The sequence below is a fragment of the Kribbella sp. NPDC050820 genome (genome assembly GCF_040653975.1).
Lineage (GTDB): Bacteria > Actinomycetota > Actinomycetes > Propionibacteriales > Kribbellaceae > Kribbella.
Genome location: NZ_JBFAHB010000036.1, coordinates 12,892 through 33,220, shown reverse-complemented (window position 1 = coordinate 33,220; position 20,329 = coordinate 12,892). Strand labels below are relative to the sequence as shown.

22 protein-coding genes are annotated in these 20,329 nt (G+C 70.1%); 12 read left to right on the top strand and 10 right to left on the bottom strand.

Going from position 1 to position 20,329, the window contains the following annotated elements; all coding sequences use genetic code 11:
• Position 1: 1 nt before the first annotated feature.
• Both AB0H36_RS27190 and AB0H36_RS27185 read right to left on the bottom strand, forming a co-directional pair.
• Positions 2-499, bottom strand: coding sequence for an HAD family acid phosphatase (locus tag AB0H36_RS27190; protein WP_360529183.1), 498 nt, complete (start codon positions 497-499; stop codon positions 2-4).
• Complete coding sequence (locus tag AB0H36_RS27185; protein ID WP_360529359.1) at positions 492-1,058, bottom strand: GNAT family N-acetyltransferase; 567 nt, start codon at positions 1,056-1,058, stop codon at positions 492-494. Before AB0H36_RS27185 ends, AB0H36_RS27190 begins: the two co-directional genes overlap by 8 nt.
• 195 nt (positions 1,059-1,253) lie before the next feature.
• Between AB0H36_RS27185 and AB0H36_RS27180 the strand changes: the two genes are divergently transcribed.
• Both AB0H36_RS27180 and AB0H36_RS27175 read left to right on the top strand, forming a co-directional pair.
• Positions 1,254-2,384 (top strand): metallophosphoesterase, encoded by a 1,131-nt coding sequence (locus AB0H36_RS27180; protein WP_360529180.1) that lies wholly within the window; start codon positions 1,254-1,256, stop codon positions 2,382-2,384.
• Positions 2,381-5,137, top strand: a complete 2,757-nt coding sequence (locus AB0H36_RS27175; RefSeq protein ID WP_360529177.1) for an AAA family ATPase — start codon at positions 2,381-2,383, stop codon at positions 5,135-5,137. Before AB0H36_RS27180 ends, AB0H36_RS27175 begins: the two co-directional genes overlap by 4 nt.
• Here the strand turns inward: AB0H36_RS27175 and fdhD are convergent.
• A complete protein-coding gene (gene fdhD, locus AB0H36_RS27170; protein WP_360529174.1) occupies positions 5,121-5,954 on the bottom strand; it encodes a formate dehydrogenase accessory sulfurtransferase FdhD in 834 nt (277 codons plus the stop codon). The genes AB0H36_RS27175 and fdhD overlap by 17 nt on opposite strands.
• A 4-nt stretch (positions 5,955-5,958) precedes the next feature.
• Positions 5,959-6,951 (bottom strand): phosphotransferase, encoded by a 993-nt coding sequence (locus AB0H36_RS27165; protein WP_360529171.1) that lies wholly within the window; start codon positions 6,949-6,951, stop codon positions 5,959-5,961.
• A 56-nt stretch (positions 6,952-7,007) separates the two neighbouring features.
• Between AB0H36_RS27165 and AB0H36_RS27160 the strand changes: the two genes are divergently transcribed.
• Entirely contained in the window at positions 7,008-7,613 is a 606-nt protein-coding gene (locus AB0H36_RS27160; RefSeq protein WP_360529168.1) for a trimeric intracellular cation channel family protein, read from the top strand.
• Here the strand turns inward: AB0H36_RS27160 and AB0H36_RS27155 are convergent.
• A complete protein-coding gene (locus AB0H36_RS27155) occupies positions 7,596-8,315 on the bottom strand; it encodes a MerR family transcriptional regulator (RefSeq protein ID WP_360529165.1) in 720 nt (239 codons plus the stop codon). The genes AB0H36_RS27160 and AB0H36_RS27155 overlap by 18 nt on opposite strands.
• Positions 8,316-8,354: 39 nt before the next feature.
• Positions 8,355-9,554 carry an MFS transporter gene (locus AB0H36_RS27150; protein WP_360529162.1) on the bottom strand — a complete coding sequence of 400 codons (1,200 nt, stop codon included), beginning with the start codon at positions 9,552-9,554 and terminating at the stop codon, positions 8,355-8,357.
• Positions 9,555-9,702: 148 nt separating this feature from the next.
• Here AB0H36_RS27150 and AB0H36_RS27145 point away from each other — a divergent pair, with 148 nt between their 5' ends.
• The 3 genes from AB0H36_RS27145 (at position 9,703) to AB0H36_RS27135 (ending at position 12,157) form a co-directional block, all read left to right on the top strand.
• Positions 9,703-10,770, top strand: coding sequence for a ferrochelatase (locus tag AB0H36_RS27145; protein ID WP_360529159.1), 1,068 nt, complete (start codon positions 9,703-9,705; stop codon positions 10,768-10,770).
• A complete protein-coding gene (locus AB0H36_RS27140; protein ID WP_360529156.1) occupies positions 10,767-11,561 on the top strand; it encodes an inositol monophosphatase family protein in 795 nt (264 codons plus the stop codon). The genes AB0H36_RS27145 and AB0H36_RS27140 overlap by 4 nt, the downstream gene beginning before the upstream one ends.
• A 296-nt stretch (positions 11,562-11,857) precedes the next feature.
• Entirely contained in the window at positions 11,858-12,157 is a 300-nt protein-coding gene (locus tag AB0H36_RS27135; RefSeq protein ID WP_130379292.1) for a DUF4193 domain-containing protein, read from the top strand.
• A gap of 181 nt (positions 12,158-12,338) precedes the next feature.
• Here AB0H36_RS27135 and AB0H36_RS27130 read toward each other — a convergent pair whose 3' ends face one another.
• Both AB0H36_RS27130 and AB0H36_RS27125 read right to left on the bottom strand, forming a co-directional pair.
• Positions 12,339-12,671 carry a DUF4235 domain-containing protein gene (locus tag AB0H36_RS27130; protein ID WP_360529153.1) on the bottom strand — a complete coding sequence of 111 codons (333 nt, stop codon included), beginning with the start codon at positions 12,669-12,671 and terminating at the stop codon, positions 12,339-12,341.
• Between the two features lie 29 nt (positions 12,672-12,700).
• Positions 12,701-13,156: a DUF3093 domain-containing protein gene (locus AB0H36_RS27125; protein WP_360529150.1), complete on the bottom strand. Its 456-nt coding sequence runs from the start codon at positions 13,154-13,156 to the stop codon at positions 12,701-12,703.
• Positions 13,157-13,209: 53 nt separating this feature from the next.
• Here AB0H36_RS27125 and dut point away from each other — a divergent pair, with 53 nt between their 5' ends.
• The 4 genes from dut to AB0H36_RS27105 all read left to right on the top strand — a co-directional run bounded on the left by dut (position 13,210) and on the right by AB0H36_RS27105 (position 15,610).
• Positions 13,210-13,662 (top strand): dUTP diphosphatase, encoded by a 453-nt coding sequence (gene dut, locus AB0H36_RS27120; RefSeq protein WP_360529147.1) that lies wholly within the window; start codon positions 13,210-13,212, stop codon positions 13,660-13,662.
• 82 nt (positions 13,663-13,744) lie between these two features.
• A complete protein-coding gene (locus tag AB0H36_RS27115; RefSeq protein WP_360529144.1) occupies positions 13,745-14,392 on the top strand; it encodes a DUF3710 domain-containing protein in 648 nt (215 codons plus the stop codon).
• Positions 14,393-14,409: 17 nt separating this feature from the next.
• On the top strand, positions 14,410-14,799 hold the full coding sequence (locus AB0H36_RS27110; RefSeq protein ID WP_360529141.1) for an OB-fold nucleic acid binding domain-containing protein: 390 nt from the start codon (positions 14,410-14,412) through the stop codon (positions 14,797-14,799).
• Entirely contained in the window at positions 14,792-15,610 is an 819-nt protein-coding gene (locus AB0H36_RS27105) for a DUF3159 domain-containing protein (protein ID WP_360529138.1), read from the top strand. Before AB0H36_RS27110 ends, AB0H36_RS27105 begins: the two co-directional genes overlap by 8 nt.
• 31 nt (positions 15,611-15,641) lie before the next feature.
• Here AB0H36_RS27105 and AB0H36_RS27100 read toward each other — a convergent pair whose 3' ends face one another.
• On the bottom strand, positions 15,642-16,316 hold the full coding sequence (locus AB0H36_RS27100) for a TrkA family potassium uptake protein (protein ID WP_360529135.1): 675 nt from the start codon (positions 16,314-16,316) through the stop codon (positions 15,642-15,644).
• On the bottom strand, positions 16,316-16,978 hold the full coding sequence (locus tag AB0H36_RS27095; RefSeq protein ID WP_360529132.1) for a TrkA family potassium uptake protein: 663 nt from the start codon (positions 16,976-16,978) through the stop codon (positions 16,316-16,318). Before AB0H36_RS27095 ends, AB0H36_RS27100 begins: the two co-directional genes overlap by 1 nt.
• A gap of 119 nt (positions 16,979-17,097) precedes the next feature.
• Here AB0H36_RS27095 and AB0H36_RS27090 point away from each other — a divergent pair, with 119 nt between their 5' ends.
• A complete protein-coding gene (locus tag AB0H36_RS27090; protein ID WP_360529129.1) occupies positions 17,098-19,128 on the top strand; it encodes an APC family permease in 2,031 nt (676 codons plus the stop codon).
• A complete protein-coding gene (locus tag AB0H36_RS27085) occupies positions 19,125-20,294 on the top strand; it encodes a TRAM domain-containing protein (RefSeq protein WP_360529126.1) in 1,170 nt (389 codons plus the stop codon). The genes AB0H36_RS27090 and AB0H36_RS27085 overlap by 4 nt, the downstream gene beginning before the upstream one ends.
• Positions 20,295-20,329: the final 35 nt, after the last annotated feature.

Sequence of the window (20,329 nt, the reverse complement as noted above, 5' to 3'; positions counted from 1 at the left end):
CTCAGGTCCGTCCTTCGGTCTCCTGAGCTTCGAAGAGGGTCGGCTGGGTCTCAGCGTCGAGTCCCCAGTCGGCCCTCAGCACTGTGTAGCCGGCCTTCTCGGCGGCCGCGCACACCTTGACGTCGTCGTCGACCAGGACGGCGACCGGCCGCTCGCCGGCCAGCCGCTGCAGCTGGCCGAGCTTCATCGTCACCGACGGGCGGCGGTCGGTGTTGCCGCGCATGTAGACCTTGCCGTCCGGGAACCCGTTGTCCTTCAGCCACTTGAGCGTGTCCCGGCGCAGCCGCTCGGGCCGGCCGGTCAGGTAGACGATCTCGTGGTCGGCGGCCAGTGTGGTCGCGACCGCGAGACCTTCGTCGAGGACGGCGTCCTCCTTCGCGTGCGCGAAGAACGAGTCCCAGTCCTTCGGCCGCTTCTCGATGAAGTGGATCCGCCGGCTGGTGTCGGACAACGTGGCGTCGATGTCCAGTACGGCGTACGGGCGTTGATGGTCAGGCACGTCGTCCAGCTTCCCAGGTACGGCGGTCGACGGCGTACTCGACCTCGCCGAACTCGGTGCCCGGCAGCGGGTCGTCGAAGTGCTCGTGGACGATCCGCACGAACCGCAGCCCGGACCGCCGCATCACCGCCCGGGACCGGTGGTTGACCGCCATCGTGTCGGCGACCACCCGCTCCATCCCGAGCTCGCCGAACGCCTTGTCGATCAGCGCCTTGGTGCCTTCGGTCGCGAACCCCTTGCCCCACGCGACCCGGTTCAGCCGGTAACCGACGTCGACGGTCTGCGGCTCCTTGGTCGGCTGCAGCCCGAACCACCCGACGAACGCGCCGTCCGACTTCTGCTGCGCCGCGAACGTGCCGAGCTGCGGATGCTCGTCGTACAGCTTCAGGATTCTCGGCAGCACGACGCGCTCGATCTCCGCACGCGGGGTCGGCTGCCCGGTCAGGAACCGCATCACCTCCGGATCCGAGTCCAACTCGACCAGCAGGTCGGCGTCCGCACTGGTGAACCGACGTAGTCTCAGCCGCCCGGTTTCGAGGTACACATCCACGCCGCCCATCATCCGCCGCGCCCCCCACCCCGCCGCGCCGCCCGACGCCGTCGCACCTTGAGAAGCCACCGACCATCGCGGGCCCGCGAAAGTGGTTGGTGGCTTCTCAAGGTCGGTCGGAGCGTCCGGAGTGTGGGCGGTGTGAGGGTTGGGGTGTGTTGGGTTGGGTGGTTGTCGGTGGGTCGGGTTAGCGTTCTCAGCGCGATGGAAGAGTCGATCACGTTTCTGCACAGCTCGGACTGGCAGCTGGGGATGATGCGCCGGTTCCTGGGGCCGGACGGTCAGGCCCGGTGGGGTCAGGCCCGGCTGGATGCTGTCGCGCGGATCGGTGACGTCGCAACCAGTACCGGGGCGGCCTTCGTGGTCGTGACAGGCGACGTTTTCGAGCACAACCAGGTCGAGCGGCAGACCATCCTGCGAGCCTGTGAGGCGCTCAAGCGGATCCCGGTCCCGGTCGTCCTCTTGCCCGGCAACCACGACGCCCTCGAGCCGGGCTCGCTGTGGACGTCGGCGCAGTGGCAGGCACACGCGCCCGAGCACGTGACGGTCCTGACCGACACCAAGCCGCTGGAGATCCTGCCCGGTGTCGAAATCGTCGGCGCGCCTTGGCGTTCCCGCCGCCCGCTGTCGGACCCGGCAGTTCCCGGGTACGGCGACCTGAAGCCCACTCCGGCCGGGACGGCGCGGATCCTCCTCGCGCACGGCCAGCTGACCAGTCTCAGCGGCGGCATGTCCGACGTACCGACCATCGACCAGGCGGCCCTCGAAGCGGTCGTCGCGGACGGCCGGGTGCAGTACGTCGGTCTGGGCGACCGGCACTCCACGACCCAGGTGACCGACCGGATCTGGTTCTCCGGGACGCAGGAAGTGACGACTCCGGAGGAGACCGATCCGGGCAACGTGCTCAAGGTGACGATCGGCAAGCGTGCGATCGACGTCGAGCCGGTTCGCGTTGGTGCGTGGCACATGGTCGACCATCGGGTCGAGCTGTTCGACGAGGAATCGCTGGACGCGCTCGAGGACTGGTTCGCCGAGCTTCCGGACAAGGAGCGCACCTACGTGCGGCTCGCAGGTGACGGGTCGCTGCCGCTGCCCTTGCACAGCCGGCTCGACATGCTGATCGACGCGCAGGGCGAGGTGTTCGCCAGCGTGGAGCGGTGGGCGAAGTTCTGGACCGTCCGGCCGGCGCCGGACGCGGCCGACCTGGACGTGTTGCAGTTGAGCGGACCGGCGCGGGCCGCGATGGAAGAGCTCCGGCAGGCGCTGGCCGCCGGTGACGAGAGCGCCGGTGCTGCGCTGTCGCTGATGCACCGCCTGGCCCGGGACGCGGGATGAGGCTGCACGCTCTGACGCTGCGGGACTTCCGCGGCGTCAAGGACCGTACCGTTCGGCTGCCCGCGCTCGGCACCACCGTCGTGGTCGGCGACAACGAGGTCGGCAAGTCCAGCCTGGTCGAGGCGTTCGCGCTGATCTTCGACCTGCCGGACGACTCGAAGTCGACCCGGATCCGCGACATCCAGCCGGTCGGCCAGGACGTCGGCCCCGAGGTGACGGCCGAGCTCACGCTGGGCGGGCGCGAGCTGACCTACACCAAGCGCTGGCTGAAGAACCGCGCCACCGAGCTCACGATCGTCGACAGCGATGGCCGCCGTACCTCCTGGACCGGGCGTGAGGCGCACAACGAGGCCGAGCGACTGTTCCACGAGCACGTCGACCGGGTGCTGTGGCAGACGTTGATGGTCAGCCAGGGACAGTCGCTGGTGCTGCCGACGCCGGCCGACGCGGAGCCGTTGATCACCGCGGTGACCGCAGAGTCCGGGACGCCGATCGACGGTGCGTCGATGCCACTGGTTTCGGCGGTTGAGCACGAGTACCTGCGCTACTGGACGCCGCGCGGCCGACCGACCGGCGACTTCGCGCGGTCCGAGAAGGCCGTGGCCGCTGCCGAGCTGACCGCGGCGCAGGCGTTGAAGGCGATGGAAGAGGTCCAGCAGGACATTCGCCGGGCCGAGCGGCTCGCTCTCGACCTCGAGGACGTGACCGCTCGCGGCACCGATCACCTCAGGTCGGTCGAGGAGCTGCGCGAACGCAAGAAGGCGACCGACGAGATCCTGCTCCGCCGCGACTCGGTGCGGGCCCGTGCCGAGACGGCCCGGGCGCGGTTGGAGAACCACACCCGGACCCGGGTCGAGCGGGAGCGGCTGCTCGACGAGGTCGAGCGGTTCACCAAGGCCGACTCCGAGCTGACCGAACGCCGTACCGATGCCGAGACGGTCGCCAGGACCGCGGCCGAGACCGTGCACGCGGCCGAGGCGGCGCTGGCCGAGGTGGTCGAGCTCAAGGACGCCCGCCGTACCGACGTCCAGGAGGCCGAGCGGCGGGTCGCGGAGTTGATGGATCGCGCGGAGCTGGACCGGCTGCTCGGGCAGCAGGCCGAGCTCGTCGACGTACGGGCCCGGATCGCCACGGCCGGGACGATCCTGGACCGGATCAAGGTCGACGACGCGAAGGTCGCCGCGCTCGAGGACGCGCACGCGGCGGTCGTCGAGGCCCGCGCCGCGCTCGCCGCCGGCGTCCCGGAAGTCTCGGTACGGCGACTCGGCGCCGAGCCGGTCAAGTTGTCGGGGACCGGACTGGACGTGACCGCCGGCGCGCTGCCGTCCGAGTTGGGCTTCGACGAGTCGGCCGAGGTGCTCGTCTCGGGTGAGCTGGTGGTCGGCGTACCGGGGCAGGTCGAGGTGACCGTCCGGGCCGGTGGCGAAGCGGCGACGCTGCGGTCTCGCGTGGACGAGGCGGTCCGGCGCGAGAAGGACCTGCTGAAGAAGGCCGGGGTGAAGGACGTCGCCGCCGCGCGGGAGCTGTTGCGCAAGGCGGACACGGCCGCGGCCGAGCTGAACGAGGCGCGGCGGACCGAGCGATCGTTAACCGCCGGCGGTGATCCGGGGGAGCGGATCGCGGTGCTGACCGCGCGGCTCGGGACGGACGAACCCGAGGAGGCCGCGGACAAGCAGGCTGCGGTCGAGGGCGTCCCGGGACAGATGTCGCTGTTCGAGGAGTTCGCCTCGCCACTCGACACGCTGTTCGAGGGTTTCGAGCCGCCGGCCGCCGAGCCCGGCGATCTGGCCGGTGCGCAGGCCTTCCTCGAGGAGGCCCGGGCCGGGCTGGCCGAGGCGGAGCGGTTGCTGGGCGACGCGGAGTTCGCGGCGGCGCAGGCCCGGAAGGCGGCGGACGAGGATCGGTCCGAGGCACAGAACGCGCGGGCCCGGTCGGAGATCGCGGCCGAGCGACTGGCCGCGGCGGCGGACGCGTTGGAGTCGGCTCGGGGTGTCCTCGATGACGACGCCGTGGCCTTGGCCGAGACCGAGGCGACGGCTGAGGTCGAGGCGGTGCTCGAGGAGCTGACCGCCGTACAGGAGCAGGCCGACGCGGCCGGGGCCGACCAGGTCGCCGGTGAGCTGGCGGACGCGTTGGCGGTTGCCGAGCGGTTGCAGGGCGAGCGGGACACGCTGCGCGATGCGTTGCGTACGACGGAGGGCCGGCTGGAGCAGTCGGGTCGGGACGGGCTGGCGACGCGACGCGATGTGGCCGAGCTGGAGCTGGCCGCCGTGCGGGCAGAGCACGAGAGCCTGCGGCGGCGAGCCGAGGCGGCTCGCCGGGTCTACGAGACGCTGAGCCGACACCGGGCCGAGGCGCAAACGAAGTACTCCGAGCCATTGCAGAGCCGGATCGAGTCGCTCGGGCGGAGTGTCTACGGGCCGTCGTTCCGGGTCTGGCTGGACGACGACCTCGCGGTGTCGGAGCGTGAGCTGGACGGCACGCGGCTGCCGGTCGAGGCACTCTCGACTGGTGCTCAGGAGCAGTTGGCCATCATCACCCGGCTGGCGATCAGCCACCTCGTCAGCACCGGCGAGGGGAGCGTGCCGGTGATCTTCGACGACGCGCTCGGCTGGTCGGACAAGGCCCGGCTCCGCGACATGGGTGCGCTGCTCGGCCGGGCCGGCGACCACGGGCAGATCATCATCCTGACCTGCATGCCGGACCGCTACGAGTACGTCCCCCGGGCGACCTTCATCAAGCTGGACGCTTGATTCGTTCCGGCGCGCTGTAGACGACGCAGCGGTCGCCGCGGGCGAAGCCGGCGACCGTGACGTTGAAGCGGCGGGCGAGGTCGACGGCCAGGCTGGACGGTGCGCCGACGGCCACGATCATCCCGATCCCGGCGGCGACCGCCTTCTGGACGATCTCGTAGCCGGCGCGGCCGCTGACCGCGAGGATCAGACCCTGGCGGCTGTGGCTGTTGAGGACGGTCCAGCCGACCACCTTGTCGACCGCGTTGTGGCGGCCGACGTCCTCCTTCACCACGACCTGCCGGCCGTCGGTGGTGAACAGGCCGGCGGCGTGCAGCCCGCCGGTCCGGGAGAACATCGGCTGGCCCTCGCGCAGGAGGTCGGGCAGCCGCCGTACGACGTCGATATCCGCCTCGACCGGGTCGACGGGGGCGTAGTCGCGCTCGGCCAACTCGTCCAGGCTCTGCTGGCCGCAGACACCGCAGGCTGCCGACGTCACGCCGTACCGCTGGGGTGGCTCCCGGTCGGGCGGGCCGTCGAACGTGACGGTGACCGTGTTGAACTGCTGGTCCGGTGTCAGTTGCTCATCGGTGCAGTAGGCAACGGTCTTGATCGCGTCCGGGCGGACCGCGAACCCCTCGCCGAGGCAGAACCCGGCCGCGAGCTCGAAGTCCGAGCCCGGCGTCCGCATCGTCACCATCAGCGGCTCGGGCGGGTGCCCGGGCCATTCCAGCCGGAGCTCGAGCGGCTCTTCGGTGACGACGACGTCCTCCCGCCGGGACGTCCGGTCGCCGTCCAGCACCTCGACCTTGAACCTCGTGGTCGGACGTTTCGTCATACCCTCACCGTAGCCACTCCCGTCGTACGGCGAGCCAGTCGAGGAATGTCCAGGCGTAGAACCGCTGGTGCTCGCGCAGTGCCGGAGTGCAGCCGAACGGTGGCGGTTCGTCCGCCCTCGTCATCATGTACGCCGCGACGGCCGCGATGAAGCAGTCGAGGTACTCAGCTGGTACGTCGGCCGTGAGGGGGCTGCTCCGGATCGCGGCGGCCGTGTCGACCCCGTGGTGCTGCGCGACCGGGAGCAGGCCGACCCAGTCCATCCACCGCGGGCCCAGCGCCAGCCAGTTCCAGTCGACCGTCCAGCAGGTGCCGTCGCCGTCGATCAGCAGGTTGTCCGGCCGCAGGTCGCTGTGCGTCGCAGTCTCGCCGGCGAAGGCCTCCGGCGCCAGCTGCACCAGCTCGACCAACTCGGGCAGCACCTTCGGCACCCACGGCTGCAGGCCCGTCGGCAACGGCGCCTCGCCATCCAGAATCCGAGCCGGCGTCAGCAACGGCGAGCCGCTCTCTTCCAAGTCCACCAGGAAACTCCGCAAACCTTCGAGCGGACTCGGCTCCATCACTTCCGCGATCGCCTCACACGTCGCAGTCACAGCGTCGAAGTCCGCGATGCTCCAGGGAGTCCCCGGCATCCGCCCGTCGACCCACTCCGAAACCACCGCAAACCACTTCTGTCCAGCTGCTGTCGTGTGGGCGGTCGCGAGGATGGCCGGCACCCGGATCTCCGGCGGCAGTTGCGGGACGACCTTGGCTTCGCGTTGGTAGGCGCGGTAGGAGTGGAGGGTGTCGTCGGAGGCCTTCACGAAGACCCGGCGGCCGTCGGCCAGGCGGACCGGGGCCGCGAAGCCGCCAGTGAAGCCTGAGCTCACGGATGGGCCGGCCCCAACAACCTCGCTGCCCAGGGCAACGGTCAGGCTCTCGCGGAGGGCGAGCGGGAGTGCAGGCCAATCAGGTCGCAGCGAGGTTGCGGTGTAGTCGACGTCGGGCGCTCCGGTCATGTCCACAGACGATAGAGCGGCAAGGGAGCCGGCGCCTGTGGATTAGCGTGCGGAGCATGACTCTGCAGGTGCTCGACCTGATCGGGATCTTCGTGTTCGGCATCACCGGCGCGCTGGTCGGCGTACGCAAGCAGCTGGACGTGTTCGGCATCCTGGTGCTCGCGCTCGTCACCGGGCTCGGCGGCGGCTTCCTCCGGGACGTGCTGATCGGCGCCACCCCGCCGGCCGCGCTGCAGGACTGGCGCTACCTCGTCGTCCCGGTCGTGGCCGGGCTGGTCACGTTCTTCCTGCACCCCGGGATCGGCCGGGTCGAGCGGCTGGTGAACATCTTCGATGCGGCCGGCCTCGCGCTGTTCTGCGTGATCGGCGCCCGGAAGGCGATCGAGGCCGGCCTGTCGCCGCTGTCGGCCGCCCTGCTCGGCACCATCTCCGGCATCGGCGGCGGTGTGATCCGCGACCTGCTCAGCGGCCGGGTTCCCGTCGTACTGCGCTCCGAGATCTATGCCACGCCGGCGTTCCTCGGCGCGGGCATCGTGGTGATCGCCGCGGCTCTCGACTACCACGTTCTGTGGGTGCCGATCGTGGCCGCGCTGACCTGTTTCGGCATCCGCCTGCTCGCGATCCTCCGCGGCTGGAACGCGCCGCTACCCCGCCACTCGTGACGGCGGCGCCCACCCGTTGACCACGGCGAGCAGCTCGAGGTACCGGTCCCACCGCGGATCAGCCTCGGTACGACGGAGCTCGATCAGCCGCCCGCGGAACTCGGGATCACGCCAGTCGTCGCCTAGCGCGCGGTAGCCGACGGCCATCCGCCGTACCGATGATCGGAAGGCGTCATCCTGGACCAGCGCCGCCAGCTCCAGCCACGCCTCGACCTGGTCAGCGTCGGCGTCCTCCGAGAGCACCGGCGTGAGGTTCTGCCGGACCGCGGCGAGGCCGGGGTCGTCGCCGAGCGTCGAGGTCAGGAAGTCCGCGATCAGGGCGTGGCGCTGCTGCTCGGACTGGGTGGTCAGTTCATGCATGAGTTCGAGGTCCTCCGGGGTCGAGTGCCGGCGAGCGACGACCGACAGCACCGCGTGCTGCAGCTGCAGCGTCCGGATCTGTACGGCGACCGCGTCGGCGTGTGCGGTGAGTACGTCGGCGAGCGTGCGCTCCTGGTCCAGCACGGCACGGACCGTCGCCAGATCGATGCCCAGGGCACGCAACGTCCGGATCAACTCGAGGCGGGCCGGCGCGCTGCCGTCGTACCGGCGATGGCCGGCGGCCGTACGGCGAGCCGTCAGGAGGCCCTGGTCCGAGTAGTAGCGAACTGTCTTCACCGAGACCCCGGCCCGCCGCGCCAACTCACCGATCGAGTAATCCACAGGACGACCCTCACATCTCCCCTCGGAGGAGATACAAGTCTAGTTGTGCGCGAACCTCGTCTTCGGCCGTGCGAAGGTGATCGACACGGCGGCGACGAGGGCACAGGCGATGCCGATGGCGAACGGGACCCAGTAGGCGGTGGACGCGCCCCACAGGTCGACCGCATGGCCGGCGGCGGCGTTGCCGGGGGCGACGCCAAGCAGGATGCCGGTGACGGTCCAGGTGATCGCCTCGGTCAGGCGCTGCGGCGGGACCCACTCCTCGACGCAGGCAGTGACCGCGACCATCGTCGGCGCGATCGTCATACCGCAGCCGAACAGCACCACGCCGAGCTGCCACACGCTGTTGACCCAGGGGAGTGGAGCGAGCGTGATCGCGAGCAGGATCGTGCCGATCAGCAGCCGCCGCTCGACCGGTGCGCGCCAATGCACCGAGCCGTACCAGAGACCGGCCAGCAAGCTCCCGAACGCCCAGACGGCCAGTACGACGCCGGACATGCCCGCCTGGCCTCGCTCGGTGGTGAACGCGACTGTGATGACCTCCGTGCCACCGAGAGTCGCGCCGAGACCGAGCCCGATCAGGCTGAGCAGCATGATCGACACCCAGGGGAGTGGTGCCTGCTCGGTCCCATCGGACTTGCCACGACCCGGCGGATCGGACGCCCGCAGCAGCGCCAGCCAGATGCCGCCGGCGAGTCCAAGCACTCCAGCTGCGGACAGAGCGGCGTACGGGCTGACCTGGGTCGCGAGCAGTGTGACCAGCACCGGGCCGACGATGAAGACGACCTCGTCACCGACCGCTTCGAGCGCGAACGCGGTCTGCAACGCCCGACCCCGGCCGAGCAGATGCGTCCAGCGCGCGCGGACGAACGACCCGACCTGCGGACGGGTGCCACCGGCAACGAACGACAGCACGTACAGCACCCAGGTAGCGGCGTCGGCACGGACGGCGACCAGCAGCGCGGCCAGCGCGATCGTGCAGACCACCGAGCCGATGATCAGCAGCAGGCGCTGCCCGAACCGGTCCACCATGCGGCCCTGGATCGGGCCGGTCAGCGCGCCCGCGATCACGGCGACACCGGACACCGCGCCGGCCAGGCCGTACGAACCGCTCTCCTGCGCGATCAGGATGACGATGCCGAGCCCGATCATCGAGATCGGCATACGCCCGAGGATCCCGGCGGCGAAGAACGCGCTGGCGCCGGGACGGCGCATGAGGTGGACGTAAGGCTTGAGCATGGGGGACCGGGAACACCCTAACGGGTGCGGACCGCCAGGCCATCCCAATTCCCGGCGCACGCACCGGCCCGCGCTCAACCCGGCCGCGCCGGGGCGATTGTGATGGCCTGGCGGTCCGCCCTCACACCCCGGCTGCGAAACTTGGGGTATGCCTGTCGATGCTTCGCCGTACGACGCGGTGCTGTTGCTGTCCTTCGGGGGCCCGGAGAAGCCGGACGACGTGCTGCCGTTCCTGCAGAACGTGACCCGGGGCCGGGGGATCCCGGACGAGCGGCTGAAGGAGGTCGGCGAGCACTACTACTCGTTCGGCGGGAAGAGCCCGATCAACGACCAGAACCGGGCCCTCCTCCACGCGCTGCGGGAGTCGTTCGACGAGGTCGGCCTGGACCTGCCGATCTACTGGGGCAACCGCAACTGGGCGCCGTACCTGACCGACACGATGCGCCAGATGGCCGCCGACGGCATCCGCCGGGCCGTGGTGATCGTGACCGCCGCCTACCCGTCGTACTCGGGCTGCCGGCAGTACCGCGAGAACCTCGAGGACGCCGCCCAGCAGGTCCCGGACGCGCCCCGGATCGACAAGCTCCGGCACTACGCGAACCATCCCGGCTTCGTCGGCTCGTTCGTCGAATCGACCGCGAAGGCGCTCAGCGAGCTGCCCGACGGCTCGGCGATCGCGTATGTGACGCACTCCATTCCGAACGCGATGAATGCCACCAGCGGACCGGACGGCAACGGGTATCTCGACTGGCACCTGGACGTCGCCGCGGAGATCACCGCCGAGATCGAGCGCCGTACCGGCCAGACCCGGCGGACCGACCTGGTCTACTGCTCGCGCTCCGGACCGCCGCAGGTGCCGTGGCTCGAGCCGGACGTGAACGACCACCTCGAGGCGCTCGCGGCGGACGGCGTACCGGGTGTGGCCGTTGTGCCGATCGGGTTCGTCAGCGACCACATGGAGGTCATCTACGACCTCGACACCGAGGCCGCCCAGACCGCCGAGAAGCTGCGGCTGCCGATGGCCCGGGCCGCGACGCCCGGCACCGACAAGCCGTTCGTCACCATGCTGCGCGACCTCGTCGTCGAGCGGGCCGCGGCCGAGCGCGGCGAGCAGCCGGCCCGGCCGTGCGTCGGCAAGCTCGGCCCGGCCTGGGACGACTGCCGCCACGACTGCTGCCCACCGCTTCGCCGTCCTACCCCTAAGGAAGCCGTATGACCGACCCCCAGGACCTGCTCAAGTTGGCCGTGGAGGTGGCGGAGGAGGCAGCGAGGCTGATCGTCGAACGCCGCCGCGGCACGATCACGGTCGCCGACACCAAGAGCACCGTCACCGACGTGGTCACCGCGGTCGACCGGGAGTCCGAGGAGCTGATCCGGGCCCGGATCCTGCAGGCTCGCCCGGACGACTCGTTCCTCGGCGAGGAGGGTGACGACGTGGTCGGTACCAGCGGTGTCCGATGGGTCGTCGACCCGATCGACGGCACCGTGAACTACCTGTACGACATCCCGACGTACGCCGTCTCGATCGCGGTGGAGTACGACGGCCGGACCGTCGCCGGCGTGGTCGTCGACGCGCCCAAGGGGGAGGTGTTCACGGCGACCCTGGGCGGCGGCGCGTTCCTGGACGGGAAGCCGATCCAGGTGTCGGGGTGCACGGACCTGAGCACGGCGCTGGTCGGCACCGGGTTCGGGTACGACCCGGAGCGGCGGCAGGTGCAGGCCGAGGTGATCCAGCAGCTGATCACCAAGGTGCGCGACATCCGGCGGATCGGGGTCGGCGCGCTCGACCTCTGCTACGTCGCCTGCGGCCGGCTGGACGCGGTCTTCGAACGCGGACTGAATCCGTGGGACTACGGAGCGGGTGCGCTGATCGCGGCCGAGGCCGGCGCGGCCGTCGGCGGGCTGAACGGGGCCGCGGTGTCGCCGGAGATGTCGATCGCGGCCAGTCCGGCGCTGTTCGAGCCGTTCCACGAGCTGCTGGCCGCGACGGACCCGTTGCGGGCCTAGACGCCACTGAGTGCTCGTTAGTGCGCGTACTGAGCATTAACGAGCATTTTCGTGTTCGGTCCTGACATTTGTTGCGACACGCTGGCCGGAAGGTGGACCCTGACGCGCGCGTAGGGCCCTTCATAGGGCACAATCCCGTCCTCGGGAACGGTACTTGCCGGTCCCGGCCTGGCTGTCAAGGGTTTCGGGGGACGAAAGATTCAGCGTGCGGTCCCGGCGCGGAATTTCTCGGCCGCTCTACCCGTTCAAGGGCTCAGCAGGCAACACCACGGGTACGAAGAGGGCAGGGAAACACCATGGCGACTGACTACGACGCCCCGCGCAAGACGGACGAGGATGCTTCCGAAGAGTCGATCGAGGAGCTGAAGACTCGCCGTCACGACAAGAACTCCGGCAAGGTCGACGAGGACGAGGCCGAGGCCGCCGAGAGCTTCGAGCTGCCCGGCGCCGACCTGAGCCACGAAGAGCTTGCGGTGCGGGTGCTCCCGCGCCAGGCCGACGAGTTCACCTGTTCGAGCTGCTTCCTGGTTCACCACCGTAGCCAGCTCGCAGAGACGAAGAACGGGCAACTGATCTGCCGCGACTGCGCAGCCTGACACCAGCGCCCTACTTCGCCTCAGCCAACGAGCGGGACCACCCCAGCCCATGGGGAGGCCCCGCTCGCTGCGCAACCACAACCCCCAGCCGTCCCCCCACCCCGCCGAGCGGACCGAGGCTCTCGAACCGCCCGGCGAGCCGCCTGCTACCCGCCATCCCCGCCGAGCGGAGCGAGGCGGTTTAGTCTTCTTGCTTCTTGGTTAGGGCTGTGTCTGTTGCTTTTACCAGGACGCCGTTGACGGCGTCTTGTTCGTAGCCTGGGGGTGCGTACCCGGTGGACTTCAACCAGTACGCCGCCGCACGCCGCTCGGCGAACAGTTTGGCGGCGGCCGCCGCGGCCCCGCTCGCGACCGCCCACGTGACCACCTCGGCGTAGCCGCCCTGGCCGCCCTTCGGCGGCTTCCCGCCCGAGCCGAGCTTCCAGGCCGTACTGACCGCCTTGTTCGCGACCAGGCCCACGACCAGCGTGAACGCGGCCAGCACCAGCTTCCAGCCGATCTTCGCTCCGACCACAACAGCCTCCTAACGGCAAGTCCCCGACATCAGGATCTTGCCACGCTGTTCCCCGTCAGGGCTGCTGCCAACCGGTCCGGGTGCCGCGTGGCGATCACCCAGTACGGCGCCGGGTCGCGCGGATCGGTGATCTCGACCCGGACCGCGCCCCGCACGTAGCTGCGCAGCAACAGGTACGCCTTCGGGTCGCAGTCCCGCCCGAACGCGTTCCGGGCGTCCTCCCCGGTCAGCGCCTCGACCTTGCCGAGGTGGACCCGGTCGATCACGGCCCGGCCGGCCCGGAGCCGCTCATCGTCCACCTCGACCACGGCAGCGCCGTACTGCAGGAAGAAGAGGACCAGCAGAAGCGCGGACAGGCCGCCGACGAAGGCGCCGCCGAAGCGCCCGACCGGCACGTAGGTGATGACGAACAGCGTGACGACCAACGCGGTGGCGATGATCCACCAGGACACCGGCACGCTCAGGCGTTCGCGATAGCTACCCACGAGGACCAGCCTGGCACGTGGCCGCCGCGACCGTGTCGGTAGGGTCGCCTCCCGTGACCGAGGTTTTGATCCAGCGACTCGACCCCGACCTGCCGCTCCCGTCGTACGCGCATCCCGGCGATGCCGGCGCGGACCTGGTGGCGGCGAGCGACATCACTCTGAAGCCCGGTGAGCGCGGCCTGGTCGGCACCGGGATCGCGATCGCGCTGCAGGACGGTTTCGCCGCCTTCGTGCACCCGCGCTCCGGGCTGGCCGCCAAGCACGGCCTCTCGATCGTGAACGCCCCCGGCACCGTGGACGCCGGCTACCGGGGCGAGATCAAGGTCTGTCTGGTCAATCTCGACCCGCACGCCGAGGTCACCCTGCGGCGCGGCGACCGGATCGCCCAGCTGGTGATCCAGCGGGTGGAGAAGGCCCGGTTCATCGAGGTCGCCACGCTGCCCGGGTCGGCCCGTGGCGACGGGGGGTACGGCTCGACCGGCGGTTTCGGTGGTGTGACACGCTGATCAGGTGCGTCTGTTGACCTGACGGATGCGCGAGACTACGGCGGCTGTACGAACTCAAGAACCAGGAAGTAGGCAAAAGGCTGTGATCTTCCGCCGCAAGGCAAAGAACGAGGAGCCCGGAACCGCCGAGGAGGCGGTCGAGGAGACGGCGCCGGAACCCCGCGCGGAGGGCCCGTTCGACTCCTCCGAGGTCGACGCGGAGGTCCTGGAGGCCGAGGACCGGATCGACCTCGGCGCCCTCGTGATCAGCGGTCAGCCCGGCATGGAGCTGCGGCTGCAAGTCGACGAGCAGTCCGGCCAGGTTCAGGCGATCCTGCTGGTGCTGGAGGATTCGGCTCTCGAGCTGCGCGCGTTCGCGGCGCCGAAGACCAGCGGCATCTGGACCGAGGTACGGCGCGAGATCGCCGCCGAGGCGAGCCGGATGGGCGGGACGGCGACCGAGACCGAGGGCCCGTTCGGCACCGAGCTGGTGCTGGTCGTGCCGGTCGAGGACCCGGACGGCCAGATCTTCAGCCAGACCTCGCGGGTGATCGGTGTGGACGGCCCGCGCTGGCTGCTCCGGGCCACGGTGCTCGGCCGGGCCGCTGTCGAGCCGGACGCGGCGCCGCCGATGGAGGAGACGCTGCGTAGCACCATCGTGGTCCGCGGCACCGAGCCGATGGCGGTGCGGGAGTCGCTGCCGTTGCGGCTGCCGCCGGGCGCTCAGCCAGCTCCCGAAGCCGGAGCCTGACGGACTACACTCGAAGCATGGGTAGCGACAAACCCGCGGGGCTGTTGCGGCGCGCCTTCCGGGGCCTGGCTGGCGACCGCGAGCAGCATGACGCCGAGGTTCTCCAGGACTTCGCACAGGACTGTGGCGCGCGGTCGATCACCGGCTGCCACGACCGGGAGCTGGTCACCTTGTTCGGCACGCTGCGCACGATCACGTTCAGCCCGCGCGGCGGCGTCCCAGCCTTGGAGGGCGAGTTGTACGACGGAACCGGCACGGTCAAGCTGATCTGGCTCGGCCGCCGCAAGATCGCCGGGATCCACCCGGGGTCCGAGCTGATCGTCTCCGGGCGGATCGGCGTGGTGGACGGCGACCGGGTGATGTTCAACCCGCGCTATGAGCTGCGTCCGCAGGCCGCGCATGGCTGAGCCGCGGCGCGACCAGGTCGATAACGACCAGCAGCCCGAGTCGGGCCTGCGCAAGCAACTGGATGACCATCTCGACGAGCAGCTCGTCGAGATGCTGCGTCCGGAGGTCGAGGCGGCCGAGGCGGAGCTGACCAGCGACGAGACCAAGGCGAAATCGCCGTCGAGTGACAAGGACTTCTTCCACGCCCTCGGCGGCTGGGGCGCGCTGCTCGACATCGGGCTGCCCTGGATCGCGTTCCTGGTCGTCTACGCGGCCACCGACCACAACCTGCAGGTCGCGCTGATCGTGGCGATCGGCGGTGCGGCGGCAATCGCCGTTCTGCGCCTGCTTCGCCGGCAGCCGCTGCGGAACGTGTTCGGCGGCTTCGTCGGCGTGCTGATCTCGGCCTGGGTCGCGAACCGCACCGGCAACGCCAAGGACTTCTACGTCCCCGGCCTGCTCACCAACCTGGGGTACGGCGCGCTCTACCTGATCACCGTGCTGATCCGCTGGCCGCTGTTCGGCGTCCTGTACGGCGTGATCACCCAGACCGGCACCGCCTGGCGCAAGGACCCGGCCATGCTGCGCGGGTTCTCGCGGGCCACGATGGTGTTCGTCGGCCTGTTCGCGATCCGGCTGATCGTGCAGGTGCCGCTGTACTTCACCGGCAGCCTGAACGCGCTCGGCATCGCGAAGATCGGCCTCGGGCTCCCGTTCTACGCGCTCGCGCTCTGGCTCGCGTACGCCGTACTGCGTGGATCGCTGCCGCAGGACAAGTGGGACGAGGCCCGCGACCACGTCACGCACCTGCTGCGCGGGAACAAGAAGTAAAGGAAGCGCCCGGGATCCCCGGGCGCTGCGGTCATTCCGCCTTGCGGTGGTGCGGCGAGAGCATGTCCTCGAGCTGTTCCTCGGTCTCGTCGGCCGCGACGAACAGCAGCTCGTCGTTGAGCTCGAGGGTGCCTTCGGGGTCCGGGCGCAGGACCCGGCCTTCGCGCAGGATGACGACCAGCGCGGTGTCCAGCGGCCAGTCGATGTCGCCGACCCGCTTGCCGATCATCGGGGAGTCCTCGGGCAGGGTCAGCTCGACCAGGTTCGCGTCGCCCTGGCGGAAGGTGAACAGCCGGACCAGGTCGCCGACCGAGACCGCCTCCTCGACCAGCGCGGACATGATCCGCGGGGTGGACACCGACACGTCCACGCCCCAGGCCTCGTTGAACATCCACTCGTTGCGCGGGTGGTTGACCCGGGCAACGGTCCGCGGGACGCCGAACTCGGTCTTGGCCAGCAGCGAGACGACCAGGTTGACCTTGTCGTCGCCGGTGCTGGCGATCGCGACCTGGCAGCGCTGCAGCGCTGCCTCCTCCAGCGAGGACAGCTCGCAGGCGTCGGCCAGCAGCCACTCGGCCCGCGGCACCGACTCGGCCTTGATCGCCCGCGGGTCCTTGTCGATCAGCAGCACCTCGTGGCCGTTCTCCAGCAGCTCGGCGGCGATCGAACGGCCGACGTTGCCGGCGCCGGCGATGGCTACCCGCATCACAGCTCCTCAGGCTTGTTGCCGAGTTGGGACTCGACGGCTGCGGCGTCCCGTTCGAGCATCACGACGTGGACCAGGTCACCCTCCTGGATGACCGTGTCGGCCTTGGGCAGGAGTCCTTCGCCGAGCCGGGTCAGGAACGCGACCCGGGCGCCGGTGGCCTTCTCGATGTCGAACGCGGCCCGGCCGACCCAGCCGGAGTGCACGTGCACCTCGGCCAGCCGGACCGTGCCGGACGGGTCGCGCCACTCCGGCTCGGAGCCCTCGGGGAGCAGCCGGCGCATCATCTGGTCGACGGTCCACCGCACGGTGCCGACGGTGGGGATGCCGAGCCGCTGGTAGACCTCGGCGCGGCCCGGGTCGTAGATCCGGGCCACCACGTTGTTCACGCCGAACGTCTCCCGGGCCACCCGGGCGGCCAGGATGTTGGAGTTGTCGCCGTTGGACACCGCGGCGAACGCCTCGGCCTCCTCGATCCCGGCTTCGACCAGGATCTCGCGGTCGAACCCCATGCCGGTGATGGTCCGGCCGGTGAAGTTCGGGCTCAGCCGGCGGAACGAGTCGGCGGACTGGTCGATGATCGCGACCGTGTGGCCCCGCTTCTCCAGGGTCCGCGCGAGCGTCGACCCGACGCGGCCGCAGCCCATGATGACGACGTGCACTCGGTTTCACTCCTTGCCCCGCTCGCGGGGCCACTGGCTCGGTTCGGCGGGATAGACGCTACACCGCACTGGGGCTCCCGCTGACATCACGGACCCGCCTCGCCCTCTAACATCACGGTGTGACTCCCGCTCTCGGCGATATCGGCAAACGGCTGCTGCTCGGCCGCAAGCTGCGCAGCACCCAGTTGGGTGAGACGCTGCTGCCCAAGCGCATCGCGCTGCCCGTGTTCGCCAGCGACGCCCTGTCGTCGGTCGCCTACGCGCCCGACGAGATCTTCCTGACCCTGTCGCTGGCCGGCCTGACCGCGCTGACGATCTCGTGGAAGGTCGCCATCGTCGTCGCCCTGGTGATGCTCGTGGTGGTGGCGTCGTACCGGCAGAACGTGCACGCCTACCCGTCGGGCGGTGGCGACTACGAGGTGGCGAACGTCAACCTCGGGCCGACCGCCGGCCTGACCGTGGCCAGCGCGCTGCTGGTCGACTACGTGCTGACGGTGGCGGTGTCGATCTCGTCCGCCGCGCAGTACGCCGCGTCCGCGATCCCGTCGCTGGAAGGGCACCAGGCGACCGCGGCGGTGATCGCGGTGCTGTTCCTGACCACGATGAACCTGCGCGGTATCCGTGAGTCCGGTGCGGCGTTCGCGATCCCGACGTACATCTTCATGGTCACGATCCTGGGGATGGCCGCGTTCGGGTTCGGCCGGATGGTGTTCGGGACGCTGCCGCAGGCGGAGACCGCCGGCCTGGACCTGGTCGCGGAGGACCCGTTCGTGCAGGGCGCGGGTGGCCTTGCCATGGGGTTCCTGGTGCTGCGGGCGTTCTCGTCCGGCTGTGCGGCGCTGACGGGTGTCGAGGCGATCAGCAACGGTGTGCCGGCGTTCCGGAAGCCGAAGAGCAAGAACGCGGCGACCACGCTGCTGCTGCTCGGCTGCATCTCGATCGCGATGATGCTCAGCGTCGTGGCGCTGGCCAACGTGATGAACGTGCGCTTCGCGGAGGACCCCGCGCACCAGCTGCTCCGCGACGGCGTCCCGGTCGGGGACAGCTACCACCAGGACCCGGTCATCGGGCAGCTGGCCCAGGGAATCTTCGACCACTTCTCGCTCGGCTTCTACCTGGTCGCCGCCGCTACCGGCGTCATCCTGGTGCTGGCCGCGAACACCGCGTTCAACGGCTTCCCGGTGCTCGGCTCGATCCTGGCCCGCGACGGCTACCTGCCGCGCCAGCTGCACACCCGCGGCGACCGGCTCGCGTTCAGCAACGGCATCATCATCCTGGCCGCGTTCGCGATCTTCCTGATCGTCGCCTTCGACGCCGAGGTGACCCGGCTGATCCAGCTCTACATCGTCGGCGTGTTCGTCTCGTTCACGATCAGCCAGATCGGCATGGTCCGGCACTGGACCCGGCTGCTGAAGACCGAGACCGACACCTCCCGGCGACGGCAGATGCACCGGTCCCGGACGATCAACACGATCGGCCTGACCATGACCGGCGTCGTCCTGGTGATCGTGCTGCTGACCAAGTTCACCCACGGCGCGTACATCGCGATCATCGCGATGGCGGTGCTGTTCCTGATGATGAAGGGCATCCGCCGGCACTACACCGCGGTCAGTAAGCAGATGGCGGCCGAAGGCGACGAGCAGCTCATGCTGCCGTCGCGGGTGCACTCGATCGTGCTGGTGTCGAAGCTGCACAAGCCGACCCTGCGGGCGCTGGCCTTCGCCAAGGCGGCCCGGCCGTACATGCTCGAGGCGGTCACGGTCGACGTCGACCGGGACGAGTCGGAGGCGTTGCAGGCCGAGTGGGACCGCCGGGGCATCCCGGTCCCGCTGAAGCGGCTGGCCTCGCCGTACCGGGAGATCACCCGGCCGATCCTGCAGTACGTGCGCGACATCCGGCGGCAGTCGCCGCGGGACGTGGTGATGGTCTACATCCCGGAGTACGTCGTCGGCCACTGGTGGGAGCACCTCCTGCACAACCAGAGCGCACTCCGGCTCAAGGGGCGCCTCTTGTTCACACCTGGTGTCATGGTTACGTCCGTTCCTTACCAGCTGATCTCGTCGCAGGCAGCCGAGGAGCGGCACGACCGGGAGGAACGGGTGGCAGGCCAGGTACGGCGTGGAGCCCGCAAGGCGTCAGGAGATCGGTGACAGACGAGAACATCGTCGGGACGGTAGTCGAGCTGGAGGTAGGGCCAGTAGCGCACGGGGGACACTGTGTAGCCCGGCACGAGGGGCAGGTGGTCTTCGTCCGGCACGCGTTGCCGGGTGAACTGGTCCACGCCCGCGTCACCGAGCAGAACGCGAAGTACCTGCGTGCCGACGCCGTACAGGTTCTGACACCGTCGCCGCAGCGGATCGATCCGCCCTGCCCGTACGCGGGGCCGGGGCGGTGCGGTGGCTGTGACTTCCAGCATGCCAACATCGTCGAGCAGCGGCGGCTGAAGGCGACCGTGGTATCGGACACGCTGCGGCGGATCGGTGGGATCGAGCGCACCATCGTGATGGAGTCGCCGGGAGACGACGGCCTCGGCTGGCGGACCCGGATGCGGTACGCCGTGGTCGACGGGCGGCCCGGGATGTACGCGCACCGGTCGCACGACCTGATCCAGATCGACAAGTGCCTGATCGCGCACCCGGACAGCCCTGACGTGCTGGGGGAGCGGTGGCCGGACGTGACGTCGGTGCAGTCTGTGGTGTCGTCGGAGGGCAAGACCGCCGTACTGACCGACGAGGCGCCTGGTGGACGTGTCGTCGAGGTTGTGCGGGGCCGGCGGTTCCGGGTGGAGGCCGGTGGGTTCTGGCAGGTGCATCCGGCGGCTCCGGAGACGCTGGTGGACGCCGTACTGAGTGGACTGGAGCCAGCGGCGGGGGAGACGGCGCTGGACCTCTACTCGGGTGTCGGGCTGTTTGCTGCGTTCCTGGCCGAGGCTGGGTGCCCGGTGCTGGCGATCGAGGGGGACAAGGACGCAGTCCGCAACGCGCGGCGGAACCTGCACGACCTGACGGACGTGACGCTGGAGACTGGTGACGTCGACCGCGTGCTGAACGCGGCGGCGGGGCAGGGGCTCGAGCACGTGGACCTGGTCGTGCTGGACCCACCGCGGACGGGTGCGGGGAAGGACGTCGTACGGCGGATTGCGGCGCTGACCCCGCGTCGGGTCGCCTACGTGGCCTGCGACCCGGCGGCGCTGGCCCGCGACCTGAAGTCCTTCGCCGGCCTCGGCTACGGGATCGCGTCGCTGCGGGCGTTCGACCTGTTCGGGATGACCCACCACATCGAGTGCGTGGCCATTTTGGAGCCTGTGGACGGCTGAGTCGCGAGTGTCGGGGGGCTCGGGTAGCGTTCTGG

Excerpts from the sequence above, each read along its gene's own strand:
- AB0H36_RS27165 (WP_360529171.1), bottom strand. The coding sequence starts at position 6,951 with ATGACCGGAGCGCCCGACGTCGACTACACCGCAACCTCGCTGCGACCT.
- AB0H36_RS27160 (WP_360529168.1), top strand. The coding sequence starts at position 7,008 with ATGACTCTGCAGGTGCTCGACCTGATCGGGATCTTCGTGTTCGGCATC.
- AB0H36_RS27185 (WP_360529359.1), bottom strand. The coding sequence starts at position 1,058 with ATGGGCGGCGTGGATGTGTACCTCGAAACCGGGCGGCTGAGACTACGT.
- AB0H36_RS27150 (WP_360529162.1), bottom strand. The coding sequence starts at position 9,554 with ATGCTCAAGCCTTACGTCCACCTCATGCGCCGTCCCGGCGCCAGCGCG.
- AB0H36_RS27180 (WP_360529180.1), top strand. The coding sequence starts at position 1,254 with ATGGAAGAGTCGATCACGTTTCTGCACAGCTCGGACTGGCAGCTGGGG.
- AB0H36_RS27175 (WP_360529177.1), top strand. The coding sequence starts at position 2,381 with ATGAGGCTGCACGCTCTGACGCTGCGGGACTTCCGCGGCGTCAAGGAC.
- fdhD (WP_360529174.1), bottom strand. The coding sequence starts at position 5,954 with ATGACGAAACGTCCGACCACGAGGTTCAAGGTCGAGGTGCTGGACGGC.
- AB0H36_RS27100 (WP_360529135.1), bottom strand. The coding sequence starts at position 16,316 with ATGCGGGTAGCCATCGCCGGCGCCGGCAACGTCGGCCGTTCGATCGCC.
- AB0H36_RS27105 (WP_360529138.1), top strand. The coding sequence starts at position 14,792 with ATGGCTGAGCCGCGGCGCGACCAGGTCGATAACGACCAGCAGCCCGAG.
- AB0H36_RS27135 (WP_130379292.1), top strand. The coding sequence starts at position 11,858 with ATGGCGACTGACTACGACGCCCCGCGCAAGACGGACGAGGATGCTTCC.
- AB0H36_RS27145 (WP_360529159.1), top strand. The coding sequence starts at position 9,703 with ATGCCTGTCGATGCTTCGCCGTACGACGCGGTGCTGTTGCTGTCCTTC.
- AB0H36_RS27110 (WP_360529141.1), top strand. The coding sequence starts at position 14,410 with ATGGGTAGCGACAAACCCGCGGGGCTGTTGCGGCGCGCCTTCCGGGGC.
- AB0H36_RS27140 (WP_360529156.1), top strand. The coding sequence starts at position 10,767 with ATGACCGACCCCCAGGACCTGCTCAAGTTGGCCGTGGAGGTGGCGGAG.